The 16,001-nt window shown below is 66.8% G+C and carries 20 protein-coding genes; 3 read left to right on the forward strand and 17 right to left on the reverse strand.

All coding sequences use genetic code 11. The features are described 5' to 3' along the window. Positions 1-341 precede the first annotated feature (341 nt). The 15 genes from rpsN to ACN0RC_RS05095 form a co-directional block, all read right to left on the reverse strand. Complete coding sequence (gene rpsN, locus ACN0RC_RS05025) at positions 342-647, reverse strand: 30S ribosomal protein S14 (RefSeq protein ID WP_144793638.1); 306 nt, start codon at positions 645-647, stop codon at positions 342-344. A 3-nt stretch (positions 648-650) separates the two neighbouring features. After that, positions 651-821 (reverse strand): 50S ribosomal protein L33, encoded by a 171-nt coding sequence (gene rpmG, locus ACN0RC_RS05030; protein WP_046014935.1) that lies wholly within the window; start codon positions 819-821, stop codon positions 651-653. Then, positions 821-1,057: a 50S ribosomal protein L28 gene (gene rpmB, locus ACN0RC_RS05035; protein WP_417509409.1), complete on the reverse strand. Its 237-nt coding sequence runs from the start codon at positions 1,055-1,057 to the stop codon at positions 821-823. Before rpmB ends, rpmG begins: the two co-directional genes overlap by 1 nt. A gap of 134 nt (positions 1,058-1,191) precedes the next feature. Next, the gene (locus ACN0RC_RS05040; RefSeq protein WP_417509411.1) at positions 1,192-1,854 is read right to left on the reverse strand and encodes a DNA-3-methyladenine glycosylase; all 663 of its coding nucleotides are present in this window, start codon (positions 1,852-1,854) and stop codon (positions 1,192-1,194) included. 1 nt (position 1,855) lies between these two features. Next, on the reverse strand, positions 1,856-3,499 hold the full coding sequence (locus ACN0RC_RS05045; RefSeq protein ID WP_417509413.1) for an Ig-like domain-containing protein: 1,644 nt from the start codon (positions 3,497-3,499) through the stop codon (positions 1,856-1,858). Further along, positions 3,489-4,253 carry a TIGR03943 family putative permease subunit gene (locus ACN0RC_RS05050; protein ID WP_417509415.1) on the reverse strand — a complete coding sequence of 255 codons (765 nt, stop codon included), beginning with the start codon at positions 4,251-4,253 and terminating at the stop codon, positions 3,489-3,491. Before ACN0RC_RS05050 ends, ACN0RC_RS05045 begins: the two co-directional genes overlap by 11 nt. Next, positions 4,246-5,211 (reverse strand): permease, encoded by a 966-nt coding sequence (locus ACN0RC_RS05055; protein ID WP_417509656.1) that lies wholly within the window; start codon positions 5,209-5,211, stop codon positions 4,246-4,248. Before ACN0RC_RS05055 ends, ACN0RC_RS05050 begins: the two co-directional genes overlap by 8 nt. Before the next feature lie 134 nt (positions 5,212-5,345). Then, positions 5,346-5,756, reverse strand: coding sequence for a Fur family transcriptional regulator (locus ACN0RC_RS05060; protein ID WP_417509417.1), 411 nt, complete (start codon positions 5,754-5,756; stop codon positions 5,346-5,348). A 10-nt stretch (positions 5,757-5,766) separates the two neighbouring features. Continuing rightward, a complete protein-coding gene (locus ACN0RC_RS05065; RefSeq protein WP_417509419.1) occupies positions 5,767-6,657 on the reverse strand; it encodes a metal ABC transporter permease in 891 nt (296 codons plus the stop codon). Next, on the reverse strand, positions 6,654-7,490 hold the full coding sequence (locus ACN0RC_RS05070) for a metal ABC transporter ATP-binding protein (protein ID WP_417509421.1): 837 nt from the start codon (positions 7,488-7,490) through the stop codon (positions 6,654-6,656). The genes ACN0RC_RS05065 and ACN0RC_RS05070 overlap by 4 nt, the downstream gene beginning before the upstream one ends. Further along, a complete protein-coding gene (locus ACN0RC_RS05075; protein ID WP_417509423.1) occupies positions 7,487-8,482 on the reverse strand; it encodes a metal ABC transporter solute-binding protein, Zn/Mn family in 996 nt (331 codons plus the stop codon). The genes ACN0RC_RS05070 and ACN0RC_RS05075 overlap by 4 nt, the downstream gene beginning before the upstream one ends. A 210-nt stretch (positions 8,483-8,692) precedes the next feature. Continuing rightward, positions 8,693-10,036, reverse strand: a complete 1,344-nt coding sequence (locus ACN0RC_RS05080) for a dihydrolipoamide acetyltransferase family protein (protein ID WP_417509425.1) — start codon at positions 10,034-10,036, stop codon at positions 8,693-8,695. Between the two features lie 40 nt (positions 10,037-10,076). Then, on the reverse strand, positions 10,077-11,042 hold the full coding sequence (locus tag ACN0RC_RS05085; RefSeq protein ID WP_417509657.1) for an alpha-ketoacid dehydrogenase subunit beta: 966 nt from the start codon (positions 11,040-11,042) through the stop codon (positions 10,077-10,079). An 11-nt stretch (positions 11,043-11,053) separates the two neighbouring features. After that, positions 11,054-12,181, reverse strand: coding sequence for a thiamine pyrophosphate-dependent dehydrogenase E1 component subunit alpha (locus tag ACN0RC_RS05090; RefSeq protein ID WP_417509427.1), 1,128 nt, complete (start codon positions 12,179-12,181; stop codon positions 11,054-11,056). 21 nt (positions 12,182-12,202) lie between these two features. Further along, positions 12,203-13,309 (reverse strand): histidinol-phosphate transaminase, encoded by a 1,107-nt coding sequence (locus ACN0RC_RS05095; RefSeq protein ID WP_417509429.1) that lies wholly within the window; start codon positions 13,307-13,309, stop codon positions 12,203-12,205. Positions 13,310-13,369: 60 nt separating this feature from the next. Between ACN0RC_RS05095 and ACN0RC_RS05100 the strand changes: the two genes are divergently transcribed. Genes ACN0RC_RS05100 through ACN0RC_RS05110 form a run of 3 tightly spaced genes read left to right on the forward strand, consistent with a single transcriptional unit; the run spans position 13,370 to position 14,371 of the window. After that, positions 13,370-13,576: a ribbon-helix-helix protein, CopG family gene (locus ACN0RC_RS05100; RefSeq protein WP_417509431.1), complete on the forward strand. Its 207-nt coding sequence runs from the start codon at positions 13,370-13,372 to the stop codon at positions 13,574-13,576. After that, positions 13,573-13,935 carry a type II toxin-antitoxin system death-on-curing family toxin gene (locus tag ACN0RC_RS05105; RefSeq protein WP_417509432.1) on the forward strand — a complete coding sequence of 121 codons (363 nt, stop codon included), beginning with the start codon at positions 13,573-13,575 and terminating at the stop codon, positions 13,933-13,935. Before ACN0RC_RS05100 ends, ACN0RC_RS05105 begins: the two co-directional genes overlap by 4 nt. A gap of 34 nt (positions 13,936-13,969) precedes the next feature. Further along, on the forward strand, positions 13,970-14,371 hold the full coding sequence (locus ACN0RC_RS05110; RefSeq protein ID WP_417509434.1) for a phage holin family protein: 402 nt from the start codon (positions 13,970-13,972) through the stop codon (positions 14,369-14,371). A gap of 3 nt (positions 14,372-14,374) precedes the next feature. On the opposite strand, the gene ACN0RC_RS05115 is transcribed toward ACN0RC_RS05110, so the two are convergent. Together ACN0RC_RS05115 and ACN0RC_RS05120 are read right to left on the reverse strand one after the other, a co-directional pair. Next, complete coding sequence (locus ACN0RC_RS05115; RefSeq protein ID WP_417509436.1) at positions 14,375-15,670, reverse strand: hypothetical protein; 1,296 nt, start codon at positions 15,668-15,670, stop codon at positions 14,375-14,377. Beyond that, positions 15,667-15,930: a hypothetical protein gene (locus ACN0RC_RS05120; RefSeq protein ID WP_417509437.1), complete on the reverse strand. Its 264-nt coding sequence runs from the start codon at positions 15,928-15,930 to the stop codon at positions 15,667-15,669. Before ACN0RC_RS05120 ends, ACN0RC_RS05115 begins: the two co-directional genes overlap by 4 nt. Positions 15,931-16,001 lie beyond the last annotated feature (71 nt).

Genomic DNA, 16,001 nt, shown 5'->3' on the forward strand with positions numbered 1-16,001 from the left:
TAGGCGTGTCGGGTCACTTTGGCCACTTTCGTCACAGGATTCGCGGCGGTTCCCGGGGGTGCACCGGCATCCGGGAGGGGTCGCATGTGGTCGCCTTTTCGCGCCGGAAGCGACCAAGTGCGCCACCTCCCCGAGCAGAGCGGATGCCGGGGGGCGCAGAGCGGATGCCGGGGGCGCAGAGCGGATGCCGCGGGGCGCAGAGCGGATGCCGGGGGCGCAGAGCGGATGCCGGGAGCGCAGAGCGGATGCCGCGGAGCAGAGCGGATGCCGGGCACGCAAAAGGGGCGAGGATCCGAAGATCCTCGCCCCGCTTCGACAGGCTCAGCGAGCCCGTGAAAGTCTTACCAGCTCGACTTGGTCACACCGGGCAGCTCGCCACGGTGAGCCATGTCGCGGAAGCGCACGCGCGAGATGCCGAACTTGGTCAGCATGCCACGGGGGCGTCCGTCGATGGCGTCACGCGAACGCACGCGCACCGGCGATGCGTTGCGCGGAAGCTTCTGCAGGCCGACGCGAGCGGCTTCGCGAGCCTCGTCGGTAGCGTTCGGGTCGACGAGGGTCTTCTTCAGCTCGAGGCGACGCTCGGCGTAGCGCTCGACGATGACCTTGCGCTGCTCGTTACGAGCGATCTTGCTCTTCTTAGCCATGGATCAACGCTCCTCTCGGAATTCGACGTGCTTGCGGACAACCGGGTCGTACTTCTTGAGCACGAGACGGTCGGGGGTGTTGCGACGGTTCTTCTTGGTCACGTACGTGTAACCGGTGCCCGCCGTCGAACGGAGCTTGATGATGGGACGAACGTCCTGAGCCTTCTTGGCCATTAGAGCTTCACACCCTTCGCCTTGAGGTCTGCGACAACCTTCTCGATGCCACGAACGTCGATCACCTTGATGCCCTTGGCGGACACGTTGAGCGTGATCTTACGGCCGAGCGAGGGCACGTAGTACGTCTTCTTCTGCACGTTCGGGTCGAAGCGACGCTTCGTCCGGCGGTGCGAGTGCGAGATGTTGTGACCGAAGCCGGGAACAGCTCCTGTCACCTGGCACACTGCTGCCATGTGATTACTCCTTCATTACCGTGAGACCGGACGGTCTCACCCAAGATCCCTTGTCTGCGCGCCGCAGCCCTTTCAACAAGTGAGAGGACCAAGCAACACACGAACTGCGCACAGGAGTGTGCACAGACAAGGAGTCAGTTTAGCATGGCCTGTGCGTCTGCTGCACCGCGCCCCCAGCGGAACGGCGAGACCGTTCGGTCGCCGGCGATCCAGAAGCGCCAGGGGAAAGCATCCGTCCCCGCGATGCCCGCGACACCGACTCGCGGTCCGGATGCCACCTCGACAGGTTCATCGTCCCACCACAGCTGTGCTGCGGCACCGTTCAGGAGCGTCCCGTCGACGAAATCGATCCCGTCGTGCAGCGCATACCGCAGGCCCATCACCTGGCCGAGCCGCCCAGGACCTCGCGCCAGATCGCGTCCTGATCTGCCGGATCGGGATGCCGCGGCATCCGCCCCGCAGATCACTTCACCCGCGCGCAGGAGTACCCCGCCCGCGGTTCCTTCGGGACCGCAGACGACGTTCACGCACGAGTGGATGCCGTGGCTGAGGTAGACGTAGAGGTGACCGGGCTCCCCCCACATCGTGGCGTTGCGGGCGGTGGGTCCCATGCGCGCGTGCGATCCGGGGTCTGGCACATCGCCGGTTCCCCGCCCGTGATAGGCCTCGGTCTCGGTGATGCGCAGCCAGACCGGTGCGCCGTCCACCGTCGTGCGCAGCTGAGCGCCGAGCAGCTGCGGTGCGATCTCGAGCGGAAGGTGCTCGAGATCCGACCTGGTCGCACGGATGAGCGTCATCTCAGAAGGCCGGCGCGATCTGGCACCACGACACGTCGAATCCGGTGAGCGCGACGAGCTCCTCACCGGTGCGCAGGTCGAGCAGGTGCGTCTCGAGATTCTTCGGAAGGGGCACGAGCATATTGTCGTACGGGTTCTCGACGAGCTTCGGGGCAACGGTCACCGCGGCGTACTGTCCGCTCGGTGACGGGCACGCCTGCAGGATCGCGCTGCCGGACTCGACCTCGAGCACCGGTTCTGCGCTGCCGTCGTCGTCCACGCGAATGATCGCCTGACCGGTCGGCAGTCCGCTCTCGTCGCGCGCGACGATGTGGCGCAGAGTGCCGCCGGGGAACGGAGTGATCGTCTTCGAGGGCCCGAAGTCGGGGTCGGATGCCGCAAGCGGAGTCTCGGTACCGTCAGCGAGATCCAGCTCGATGATGCTCTGATCGGCGCGGCTGACGATGGCGGTGTACGTGCCGCGCGAAATACCGAGCAGCTGCGAGGCCATCCCCATGTTCTGCGCGCCGGCGTCGCCGGAGCGGTCATCCAGCGAGAGGGTGCCGGCGAAATCGATGAACAGCACCGCTGCGGAGTCGGGCACGAACTGCCACGACGCGATGCTCGCCTCTTCATCGCCGACCTCGACGATCTGCGGCTCGCCCTCGCCGCTGATCGGCTGCGTGACGAGCACACTCGCGCGTCCGCTGTCGGCGGTGATCGTGCGATCCGAATACGTGTAGCCGACCAGGCCGCCGCGGTCGGATACCTGCACCGTGCTCACGAATCCATCCCCGGGAAGGGTGAGCTCGTGCACGTTCTCGCCCTTGTGATCCATGACGAGAATGCGCGAGCCGTCGTCATCCTCGACGGCGACGACGAGCTGATTCGCGGTCGCCCGGTAGTCATTGATGCGCGGGTGGGCGAAGACCGGCACGGCCCTCTCGCCGGTGAGATCCGTGCGGAAGATCGAGTCGTCGTCCTCGGAGCGATTGAGCAGGAAGATCTGAGACGCCGGCGTCGTGAACGACGTCTGAAGATCGGATGCTGGGCCCCCGCCGCTGCTGGTCACATCGGCGACCTTCACGGTGTATTTCGTCGAGTCATCGAGCGGGACGGTGAAGCGGATGCCGACGCTGCGTCCGGTGGCATCCACGGTGAACGGGACGGCGGGATCCACGGTGACCTGCGACTCGTCGATCGCGCCCAGCGACTGGTTCGCAGTGAGGATGACCCGGCTGCCCGAGACCTGAATCGCTTCGGCAGCGTCGACCTGCACCTGGCTGATGCGCGGACCCTGGAACAGACTGATCGCGCCGAGCACCCCGGTCACGAGGATCAGCACTCCGACGACACCGAGGATCGTGTAGAGGAAACGGCGGCTCTTGGGCCCGGGGGGCGACGCGTCGGTCGGCGAGCCTGTCGATACGTCGGTCGCTGAGCCTGTCGAAGCGTCGGGTGCGCGCTGAGCGACCGGCTGAATGACCGGAGGAAGCCGGATCGTGTCGCTCTCGGGTGCGACCGGGATCGGCGGGGCACCCCGCGTCGCCGCGGCTTCACGCTCTGCAGCCTCGCGCTCTGCGGCTTCACGCTCTGCGGACTCGCGCGCGGCGCGGGCTTCGGCGCGGCTCCGCGGCGGCTGGGGCGCCTGGTCCTCAGTACTCATAGGGATCCCCGGGCTCATCGATCGCGACCACTGACTCGGGCAGCACGCGCAGCGAGCCGTCAGCATCCGCCTTGACCGTGCCAGTGACCTCGAGCCACTGTCCGGTGCCGTACTCGGCCGCATCGATCGTCACCGGCACAGCCGCAGGCTGGGCGTCGATCACGCAGTGCGTGATGACCATGCGGGTGAGATTCACGGCATCCGATTCGCCGGGAGTGACGAAACCGACGAGCGTGACGGGAGCGCCGTCGTAGGCCTCGGGCCGCGACGCGGTCGCGAAGACGCTCGACCACTCGCCCACCCCGAAAGTGGTGGTGTCAGCAACGCCGAGCTGAGGGGTGTCTGCGCCGGCGAAGAGGGTGCCGCCAGCATCCGCTCGCGACATGGCGAGATCGACCGAGAGCGACGCGGGTGGCAGAACGAGCGCACCGACGACGACCGCCGTGGCGACGACTCCTGCAGACGCCGTGCCGATGAGGGTGAGCGTGCGGCGGCGAGGGGTCTCGTCTTCGTCGATCCCGTGGTCGTGGTCGTGCTCCGACTCTGCGCCGAGCGGCAGCGCGAACGACCAGATCGCGCCGAGGAGCACGACGACAGCGCCTGCGCACGCGAACCAGATCGACTCCGGCGCGATGAAGAGGGTGAGCCGGCCTGTCACGGCGAGACCGATCGTGACGACGGCGAGAACGGTGGCAAGGCCCACGCCGAGCCAGCGAATGCCGAGGGCGCGTGCGCGCGACGAGGAATCAGCCAAAGACGTTCACCCCGATCCCGATCGCGAAGGCGCTCATCACCACGACCGCGACCACTCCGACCAGCGTGCGCGCGGTGAAGGTGGTGCGCAGCAGAGCGAGCATCTTGATGTCGACGAGGGGCCCGACCAGCAGGAACGCGATCAGTGCGCCCGACGAGAACGTCGACGCGAACGACAGCGCGAAGAACGCATCGACGTTGGAGCAGATCGCGACCGTCATCGCCAACAGGATCATCGCGACGATCGACAGCACGGGGTTCGAGCCGATCGCCAGGAGCATGTCGCGCGGCACGAGCACCTGCACTGCTCCGGCGAGCGCCGACCCGATCACGAGAGCGGGCATGACCGCGCGCAGCTCGATGAGGAACTGCGTGAGACTGCGACGAGTCGGCGTGCCGTGCTCGTGCGTGACGCGCTCGCACGTCTGCGTGAATCGGCGGGTGAGCATCGCGTCAGGGTTGGACTGAAGGCTGTAGATCCAGCCGATGAGGTTGGCGATCAGGTATCCGCCGACGAGGCGGGCAATGAGGATGCCGCCGTCGAAGCCGAACGCGGCATGCGTGGTGATGATGACGATGGGGTTCACGATGGGCGCGGCGATGAGAAAGGTCATCGCCTCGGCGGGTGCGAGACCGCGCATCATGAGTCCGCGCGCGAAGGGCACGTTTCCGCACTCGCAGACCGGGATCAGCATCCCGAGCAGCGAGAGGACGGCGCGCCTGGCCCAGCCGGCTCTCGGAAGCCAGCGATGGATGAGATCCGGCGGCAGCCAGACCTGCACGACGATCGAGAGCACGACGCCCAGCACGACGAACGGCAGCGCCTCGATGAGGACGCTGAGCGCAAGGGTCAGGCCATCCTGCGCGCGGTCGGGCAGTGCGTCCTGGAACAGGGCCGGGACGAACCAGTCGATCAAGAAGAGCGCGGCGACGACTGCCGCGCCGATCGCGACACCGATCCATGGCGAGCGCCTGCGCCCGTTCTCTGAGCCTGTCCTGCGCCCGTTCCCTGAGCCTGTCCTGCGCCCGTTCCCTGAGCCTGTCCTGCGCCCTGAGCCTGTCGAAGGGTGCGGCCGCGTCGACGTGCGGCTGCTCACGCCTGGCCTTCGGCTGCGCGCTCATTGGCGCACGGCGTGCACAACCCGAAGATGTCGACGACGTGCTCTGCGTCTGTGAAACCGTGCAGGGCCGCGGTGCGTTTCGCCCAGGCTTCGACGTCCTTCGCTTCGATCTCGACAGTCAGCCCGCAGGATCGGCAGATCAGGTGATGATGGTGACCCTCACTCGTGCATGCGCGGTAGAGCGCCTCGCCCTCGGGGCTCTGCAACGAGTCGGCGTCGCCGGCGGCCGCGAGGCCCGACAGTGCTCGGTAGACCGTGGCCAGGCCGATGCCGGTGTTCTCTTCGCGAAGAGTGGCGTGCAGCCCCTGTGCGCTCACGAAACCGCGCGCGTCGGCGAGTGCTTCGCGCACGCGTTCGCGCTGCCAGGTGTTCCGCTGAGCCATGCCCTTGATTCTAGGCCGGAAGCGTTGTGGCGGTCCTGGGAGCAGCGCGGCGCCGCACTCGTCCGCGGATGCGCTGAGCGATCCAGCATCCGACGTAGATGAGGAACGAGATCGTGGTGATGTACGGGCTCACCGGCAGCGTGCCGGCGAGCGCGAGCAGGATGCCCCCGACCGCAGAGACGAACCCGAACAGCGCTGCCAGCAGCGGAACCGCCAAAGGTCCTGCGGTCACCCGCATGGCGGCGGCCGCTGGCGTCACCAGCAGCGCCATCACCAACAGCGCGCCGATGATGTGCACGCTGACGGCGACGATGAGTCCGAGCAGCACCATGAACGTCAGGCTCACGAGCCTGGTCGGGATGCCGCGCGCCGACGCCGCGATCGGGTCGAGGGAGTCGAATCGCAGCGGGTTCCACATCAGCAGCAGTCCCAGCAGCACGACCACGCTGATCCCGATCAGCCAGCCGAGGTCCGGACTCGAGACCGACACGATCTGCCCGGTGAGCAGGCTGAAGCGGTTCGCGCTTCGGCCGTCGTAGAGCGAGAGGAACAGGATGCCGAGACCGAGGCCGAACGGCATGAGAACGCCGACGATCGAGTTGCGGTCGCGCGCCTTGGATCCGAGGATGCCGATGAGGATCGCCGCGACCAGGGCGCCGCCGAGGGATCCCGCCACGACGCTGCCACCGAACAGCAGCGCTGCTGCGGCACCGGCGAAGGAGAGTTCGCTGACCCCGTGCACGGCGAACGCGAGATCGCGCTGCATGACGAAGACGCCGATCAGACCGCCGACGACGCCGAGCACCGCGCCGGCGATGATCGAGTTCGCGAGCAGCGCGACGAGGGCGCCGTAGTCCTGGAATGAGAAGACGTCGCTCCAGTCCAGCAGCGGCACGATCATGCGTCGTCCTCGTCGTGGTCGTGGTGCGGCGTGGTGTCCGGAGCGCCGACGACGACCAGCCGGTCACCGGCGCGCAGTACGAACACCGGGGTTCCGTAAAGGTCGGTGAGCACGCGGCTCTGCAGCACCTCGTCGGGCGTCCCGAGCACGAAGCGCCCGCCGGCGATGTACAGGATGCGGTCGACTCGACCGAGGATCGGGTTGATGTCATGGGTGACGAAGAGCACTGCGGCATCTCGGTCTTTGCGCTGTCGATCGATGATCTCGGTGATCCCGACCTGGTTGGCCAGGTCGAGGTTCGACAGCGGCTCATCGCACAGCAGAAGGGTGGGCTCATCGGCGAGCGCTTGTCCGACTCGCAGCCGCTGCTGCTCGCCTCCGGAGAGCAGACCCACCGGGCGCTCTGCGAAGTGGGATGCGCCCACGCCTTCGAGGAGGGCATCGACTCTGGCCCGGTCGCCACGGCGTGGAATCGGGAATCCGAACCTCGTTCCGCTGACGCCGAGAGCTACGACATCGCGCGCGCGCATGCTCGTGTCGGGCGGGAGCGGACGCTGCTGCGGAATGTAGCCGATGCGCGGATTTCCCCGATGCACCGGCTGGCCCGCAACCCGGATGCTGCCGCTGCTGAGCGGCTGCAGACCCAGAATCGCCCGCATCAGAGTCGTCTTCCCCGACCCGGAGGGCCCGAGCACAGCGATGAATTCGCCGGGTTCGACCGTCAGATCCAGGCCGGACCACAGCTCGCGGTCGCCCCGCTGGAGGGCAGCGCCGCTGATCTCGAGGACCGGAGCTGCGCTCGCCCTTTGCGCCTGACGAGCGACCGCACTCACGAACGGAGCGCGTCGGCGAGGCTCTGAATCGCGTCGTGCATCCACTCAGAGTACGACGATCCGTCCTCGAGCAGCTCCGTGAACGCCACGATCGGGATGCCAGCGGTCTTCGCGGCATCCTCGATGCGCTCGGTTTCGCCGCCGCCGGTCTGCGCATTGGTGAGTACGACCTTCACGTCGCCGCTCTCGATGATCTTGAGAGACTCAAGGATCGTGGCGGGCGGGACGTCACGCCCCTCTTCCACTGCTGCCGCGAAGCCTTCCGGGGCGAGATCGCTGAGACCAGCGGATGCCGCGATGTAGCCGGGCAGCGGTTCGGTGATGAACGCTCCCGCACCGTGTGCATCGGCCTTGATCGTTTCGAGCTCGGCCTCGGCCGTTTCGAGGTCGGCGATGATCTCATCGGCCGCGGCGGTGAAGTCGGCAGCACCCTCGGGCTCGAGTTCGCCGAGCTCTTCAGCCAGCCCCTCGACGACGTGGATCATCGTGTGCGGGTCGAACCAGACGTGCTCGTTGAAGCCCTCGATGTGATCGTGGCCCTCGTGGTCGCCCTCGTCGGCGTGGTCGTGGCCTTCTTCGCCTTCGGCGTGCTCGTCGGCGTGCTCGTCCGCTTCGCCGTCGTGTCCGGCGTTGCCGGGGTAGTCGTGCGAGAACTCGACCGCCGTGAAGACGTGTGCGTCGGATCCGTCGAGCAGCGTGTCGATGAACGCGTCGTACCCGCCGCCGTTCCGGGCGACCAGATCGGCACCCTGCACGGCCAGGCGATCGCGCGCAGTGGCCTCGTAGGAGTGCGGGTCCTGAGCTGTCGAGTCGATGATCGTGGTGACGTCGACCCGGTCGCCGCCGATCTGCTCGACGAGCGATCCGTACACGTTCGTGCTGGCAGTGACGTGGATGAGTCCGTCGTCAACGCTGTCGCTCGTTGTGCCGGAGCATCCGGCGAGAACGAGCACGGATGCGGCGAGGATCGCGGCGGCGTTGAATTTCTGCATGCTCTGATATTACACGCTAATGAGAATCATTCTCACCACGGACTCACGGACGGGCGGACACGTGCCGCAGCATCCGCCTCTCACCTGCCGCGAGAATTGCCGTGCGCGACGAAAATCGCGTTGCGAACGCGATTCTCACCGGGCAAAGCGATTCTCACCGGGCAAAGCGATTCTCACGAGCCGAGGGAGGCGGCGCGGGCGGGAGCGGGCTCAGTCGACGAGCAGTGCCGGCTCTTCCAGGATGCTGGCGACGTCGGCGATGAAGCGGCTCATGCCGTCGCCGTCGACGACGCGGTGGTCGAAGGATCCTGCGACCGTCGTGACGTAGCGGGGGCGCACCTCGCCGTCGACGACCCACGGCTTCTGCGTGATCGTGCCCATGGCGAGGATTCCCGCTTCACCCGGGTTGATGATCGGGGTGCCCGCATCCATCCCGAACACACCGATGTTGGTGATCGTGAACGTGCCGCCCTGCTGATCCGCCGGAGCCGTCTTGCCATCGCGAGCCGTGAGCGTGAGTCGGTTCAGCGCGCGGGCGAGGTCCTTCATGCTCAGCTCCTGCGCATCCTTGATGTTCGGAACGAGCAGTCCGCGCGGAGTCGCCGCCGCGATTCCGAGGTTCACGTAGTGGCGCACGGCGATCTCGGCGCCATCCTCGGTCTCGACCCAGGCAGCGTTCACCATCGGGTTGCGGCGCACAGCCCAGATCACCGCACGAGCCACGATCAGAAGCGGTGAGACACGGATGTCGGCGTAGTCCGGCGACGACTTCAGCCGCTTGACGAGCTCCATCGTGCGGGTGGCGTCGACCTCTTTCCACACCGTCACGTGCGGTGCGGAGTAGGCGCTCTGCACCATCGCCGAAGCGCTGACCTTGCGCACGCCCTTGACGGGGATCGACTCGGTGCGCTCAGCATCCGCCCCGACCGGCCGCGGCGTGGGCGCGATTCCGCGCGCAAGGCCGCCCGGCGCATTCGCCGGTGCCGGCACGATCTCTTCGCGCACCGCACCCCACTCGGGAGTCTCGATGTTGCGGAAGACGCTCGCCTGCGACGCGTGCTTCATGACGTCATCGCGGGTGACCTCGCCGTCGGCGCCGGTCGCGGTGACCGTCGAGAGGTCAACACCGAGGTCGCGCGCGAGCTTGCGGATCGGGGGCTTCGCGATCACGCCGACCGAGGAGCGCACCGGTCGCACGGCGGGGCGCGTGCGACGAGAGGTCGCACCGGCACCGGTTCCGTAGCCGACGAGCACTGCTCCGCCTGCTTCTTCTGCCGCCGGGGTTGCAGGGGCCGAAGGCGCAGCGGCCGCGGCATCCGATGCGAAGCTGATGATCGGGGTGCCGACCTCGACGGTCGCGCCCTCGGCCACGAGCAGCTCGCCGACGACACCCGCATAGGGAGACGGGAGCTCGACGAGCGACTTCGCGGTCTCGATCTCGACGATCACGTCATTGATCGCGACCGTGTCGCCGGGGGCGACCTTCCACGTGACGATCTCCGCCTCGGTGAGTCCCTCTCCGACGTCCGGGAGGGTGAAGTTCTGCGTGCTCATGGGTGGTGCCCTTCGACAGGCTCAGGGAGCGGGGTGGGAATCAGTAGGCCATCGACCGGTCGACGGCCTCGAGAATGCGGTCGGCATCCGGCAAGAAGGTTCCCTCGAGGTTCGCCGGGGGGAAGGGGGCGTCGTAGCCCGACACCCGCAGCACGGGAGCCTCCAGCGCGTAGAAGGCGCGCTCCATCACGGTCGCGGCGATCTCACTGCCGACGCTGATGTGGGCCGGAGCCTCTTGCGCGTAGACCATGCGACCGGTCTTGCGCGCCGAATCGAGGATGGGGCCGTAATCGACCGGCGACAGCGAGCGCACATCGACGACCTCGCAGCTGGTTCCCTCGCCCTCGGCGAGGGCGGCCGCCTGCAGCAGCGTCGTCACCATCGCCCCGTGACCTGCGAGAGTGATATCGGTTCCGGTGCGGACCACGCGCGAGGTGTGCAGCGGCACGGCCGACTGCTCGAGATCGACCTCGCCCTTCTGCCAGTATTTGCTCTTGGGCTCGAGGAAGATGACCGGGTCGTTCGAGGCGATCGCTTCTTGAATCATCCAGTACGCGTCGTTCGGCGTCGACGGCGAGACCACGCGCAGACCCGGAGTGTGCGCGAAGTACGCCTCTGGGCTCTCCTGGTGGTGCTCGATGGCGCCGATGTGTCCGCCGTACGGAATCCGAATCACGATCGGCATCGACACCGCGCCCTCGTGCCGGTTGGTGAGCTTCGCGAGCTGCGAGGTGATCTGATCGAAGGCGGGGAAGACGAAGCCGTCGAACTGGATCTCGCACACCGGGCGGAATCCTGCCATGGCGAGGCCGATCGCGGTTCCGACGATGCCCGACTCGGCGAGCGGGGTGTCGAGGACGCGCCTCTCGCCGAAGTCGCGCTGCAGGTGCTCGGTGATGCGGAAGACACCGCCGAGCTTTCCGATGTCCTCGCCCATGAGCAGGACCTTCGGGTCGTTCTCCATCGCGGCGCGCATGCCGGCGTTGAGCGCTTTGGCAAGCGGCATGGTCTCGAGAGTCACTGCGCTCCCCCTTCGAACGAAGCCTCGTACTGCTCGCGCCATGCGCGCTGCTCATCCATGAGCGGATGCGGATCGCTGTACACGTGATCGAAGATCGTGTTCACCGGGGGCGGTCCGAGTTCGAGAGTGCGCACGCGCAGGTCGTCGGCTGCCGCGGCGCCCTCGGCATCCACGTCATCGAAGAAGGATGCCGACGCGCCCTTGTTCTCGAGGAATGCGCGCATGCGCGTGATCGGATCGCGCTTCTCCCATGACTGTTCCTCGTTGGCCGTGCGGTACTTCGAGGGATCGTCGCTGGTCGTGTGCGCGCCGAGCCGGTAGGTCTCTGCCTCGATCGCGCGCGGGCCACCGCCTGCGCGCGCCTCGTCCAGCGCAATACGCGAGACGGCATAGCTTGCGAGCACGTCGTTGCCGTCGACACGAACACTCGGGATGCCGTAGCCGGCGCTGCGCTGCGCGAATGGAGCCCTGGTCTGGGTCGCGACAGGGACGGAGATCGCCCACTGGTTGTTCTGCAGGAAGAACACGGTGGGCGCCTGGTAGCTGGCGGCGAACACCATGGCCTCGTGCACATCGCCCTGGCTGGAGGCGCCGTCGCCGTAGTAGACGATGACAGCCTCATCGCGCTCGGGGTCGCCGGTGCCGCTGCGACCATCGAAGGCGAGCCCCATCGCGTACCCGGTGGCGTGCAGGGTCTGCGACCCGAGCACCAGAGTGTAGAGGCGCGTGTTGCCGTTGGCCGGGTCGGTGGGATCCCAGCCGCCGTGCGAGACGCCGCGCATGAGCTTGATGATGCCGAGCGGATCGACGCCGCGGATGCGGGTGACTGCGTGCTCCCGGTACGAGGGGAAGATGGTGTCCTGCGCGCGCGCGGCTCGCGCGGAACCGACCTGAGCGGCTTCCTGCCCGCGGCTCGGGGGCCAGAGGGCCAGCTGGCCCTGTCGCTGCAGGTTGGTCGCCTGGTTGTCAATGGCGCGGATGGCGACCATGTCGCGATAGAACTGCTCGAGCTCCGCGTCACTGATCGCTTCGATCAGCGGCAGATACTGCTCTGCGGCGGCATTGGGGGCGTAAGTGCCATCCGCCTCCAGGACGCGGACGAATTCGGTCTCTGACGAAGTCACCGTTCTACGCTAGCCGCTCTCTCAGTTCTCTTGCTGGAGGGGTGCCACAACGGATTGCGCAACCTGTAGGACCTTCTCCACGGATTCATGCTCGCCGACGGATATACGGATGCCATCGCCAGCGAACGCCCTCACGACGATGTCGGCGGCATGGAAGGCCGCAGCGATCTCAACGGTGCGCTCACCCGTGGGCAGCCACACGAAGTTCGACTGGCTGTCCGGCACCGCCCATCCCTGTGCGCGGAGCGCCGCGACGAGGGTGGTGCGCCGCTCCACGATCACTGCGACCCGCTGCAGCAGCTCGGCTTCGGCATCGAGACTCGCGATGGCTCCGGTCTCGGCTGCGGAGGTCACCGAAAGCGGGACACCGGTGGCACGAGCCGCATCGAGCACCTTCGAGTGCCCGATCGCGTAGCCGACGCGAAGACCGGCGAGCCCGTACGCCTTGGAGAAGGTGCGCAGCACGACGACGTTCGGATGCTTCTCGAAGACCCGCTCCCCGAGGCCGTCGACGGCGCCTTCGACGGCGACGAACTCGGCGTATGCCTCATCGAGAATGATCAGCACGTCGGCGGGGACGCGCTTCACGAAGGCGGCGAACTCGGTGCTGGTGATGATGGGACCGGTGGGATTGTTCGGCGTGCAGACGATGATCGCGCGGGTGCGGTCGGTGACGGCATCCGCCATGGCGTCGAGGTCGTGGCGTCCGGTGAGGTCGAGGTCGTCCGACTCGATGAGCGGCACCTGCACCCCCGTCGCTCCCGAGACGAGCACGAGTCCCGGGTACGCCTCGAACGAGCGCCAAGCGTAGACGACCTCGTCGCCGACGGATGCTGCGGCCTGCACGAGCTGGTACAGGATGGCGACGCTGCCGCTGGCGACATGCACCTCGTCGAGCTCGACGCCGTAGCGGGCGGCGAGGCGTTCGCGCAGGCGCGTGGCGGATGCATCCGGGTACCGGTTGATCGGAGTCGTGCTCTCGAGCGCTTCGATGACCGACGGGAGCGGCTCGAACGGGTTCTCGTTGCTGGAGAGCTTGAACGCGTCAGGGCCCGCCTGCGTGCCCTGACGGTACGGCGCGAGGGCGGCGATCTCAGGACGAATGCGGGGAAGGATCGGCTCGGTCACGGGCTCAGTCTACGAGCGATGGGTCTGGCGGCAGCGAGGTTGCGATGGTACCATTTTGGTATGGCCATGAATGTACGACTCCCTGAGGAGATCGACCAGCAGCTCGGCGAGCTCGCAGCTCGCCGGCACACATCGAAGCACGCGCTCTTGATCCAGGCGGCTGACCGGTTCCTTCGTGAGGAAGTGACGACCGAGCAGGCGGTGGGTATCGCACTCAACGTAGCTGACCGGTACTCCGAGCTGCTGAAGAAGCTCGAAGACGCATGACGGTCTATGTCGAGCTCCCGCATGCCGTCGGTGTGCTTGACGCGCTCGGTCTTCATGTGCGCGACATCGGGTTACTGTCGTCTGCACTCGCGCGACCGTCGAGCTCCATGTTCGGCACCGAGGCGTACCCGGAGCTCGAAGTTAAGGCTGCGGCCCTCCTCTCGTCGTTGAGCCAGAATCACCCGCTCTTCGACGGCAACAAGCGCTTCTCCTGGGTCATCACGCTGACATTTCTCGAACTGAACGGTGTGGTGATCGACATGAGCACCAACACGGCGTTCGAGCTCGTGCTCCGCACTGCGCAGAGCAAGGCAACACTCGACGAGATCGCCGAAGCGTTCCGCACGCACATTCGCTGACATCCGACATCGGCCGTGCGAGACTGAAATCACTATGCGCTTCATCATCCGAGTCGTCATCAACGCGTTCGCCCTATGGGTCGTGACGCTGATCCCTGCACTGCAGGTCGACATCACTGCGTTCCCTCCCGGCGAGATGTTGCAGTTCGTGCTGACCCTGCTGGCGGTCGGCGCGATCTTCGCGCTCGTGAACACGATCATCGGCACGGTCATCAAGATCATCGCGTTCCCGCTGTACATCCTCACTCTCGGTCTGATCGGCTTGATCATCAACGGCTTCCTGCTGTGGCTGACCGCCTGGATCACGTCGGGCTTCGGCTGGGGTCTGACGCTCGGATCGTTCTGGTGGGGCGTGCTCGCGGCGATCATCATCGCGATCATCAACGCCGTGTTCGGCGGCATCCTGCGCCCGCAGAAGAACAAGCGTCGCGACTGACCCTCACTCCCGTTTCGCGACGTATTCCGTCGACTCGATCGAGACGGCGTCGTTCAGCTCCCGCATCTTGTCGCGCCATGCCTCAAGGCGCACATCCGCGGATGCTTCGAGCAGCTCTGCGGTCTCGATGTACTGCTCCTCGAAGTGCGTGTGGGCCCAGAGATCATGCAGTTCTCGCGTCGCATCGCCGACCCGGGTGACGACCATGCTGTCAGGAGAGCCGGTCCCCGCGGGCACCCCACCACCGGCGAGACTGCTGACGATGTCATCGGTGTGGCGCAGTTCGATCAGCAGCTGGTGATCGCTGACGGTCGGATGCACCGGGCTCCCCGCAGTCACCTGCACCGTCACGTCGAACTCGCCCTGCGATGACAGGTACGCCGAATTCATCGCGCCCTGAGAGTGGGCGTAGACATGCACTTCATCGCCGGCCTGGGCGCCCGACTCTCTCAACGCCTCGACCGTCGCCGCGTATGAGGCGGACTCCTGGCCGGTGTACAACTCGATGTTCGACTTCAGGTCGAAGGGATTCTTTCCGCCGTATCCGCCCGATTGCGTTCCCTTTTCGTAGAGCACGAACTTCCGTGATCCGTCGGGCATCGCATACTTCTCGACTTTGATCTGGGCGCCAGCAGCGTCCGGGAGCCGTCTGAGTCCCTCGGCGATCGTGTTCGGGGGCCCGATCGGCGATGCAGACCGCACGGGCGTGAGCGAGACGGGCCCGCCATCTCCGCTCAGACGCGCGCCGGGCAGCAATCGCCCGATGCCTGCCGCGCCCAGCATCGCCGACATCGCGAACAGCACTCCCGTGTCGAGGCCCGTGCCGACGCCCTTCCACTCCAGCTCATACTGGTCGTCGAGTCCCTCGAAGCGTCGCTCCTGCCACCCGGCCAGCAGCCACACTCGCATCTCGCTCACCCGCGGGTCTGATGCTTCGAGCTCTGCGATGCGATCCAGGAGAGCATCAGACGGCGCCGTGCCCTGGATGGCGAGCGCATCGAGCTCGACCCTGCGCTCGACGAGTTCATACGCATCGGCCATCAGCGCGGTGCCCTCTCCCGCGGTCTGGCACTCCACCTGCAGAGCGTCCGCACGGTCCGCACTCCCCCACAGCGCCGTGCTGTCGATCGCGGCGGAGGCGCCGGGCACAGACAAGAGGCATCCGTGCGCGCGACGGGCTGCGGCTGCGGCATCCGCGAATCTCGGCGCGAGCGCGACGAGCGCATCGGCGACACCGCGAAGCGCATCGGGATCGACGGCGATCGCACCTCCGTGCGTGACCTCGATCTCGTCGCTCATGACGCCACCAGCGCCTGCACCTCGTACAGGCGATTCTCGAGCTCCAGGGCTTCTCCTGCGGTTCGGGCTCTGAGGTCGATAAGGAGCTCGTGCAGTGCCATCACTCCCTTCGCGTGCCATTCGCTGTCGGCGATGAGCGGAACGAGTGCCGCCGCTGCCTCTTCGTGTGCGGCGATCGCGTCGCGCAGCGCTCGCTGTGCTGAATAACAGGCGAACAGGGCATCAGAGGCAGGAGCGGCGGCCGCGATGAAATTCCACATGAGGCAAGGATGATCCGCCGAGGCACCGCCCGAACACCGAGAACCCGCGAACCGTGCGAACTCTCCGCCGA

The organism is Microbacterium sp., assembly GCF_048259935.1.
GTDB lineage: Bacteria > Actinomycetota > Actinomycetes > Actinomycetales > Microbacteriaceae > Microbacterium.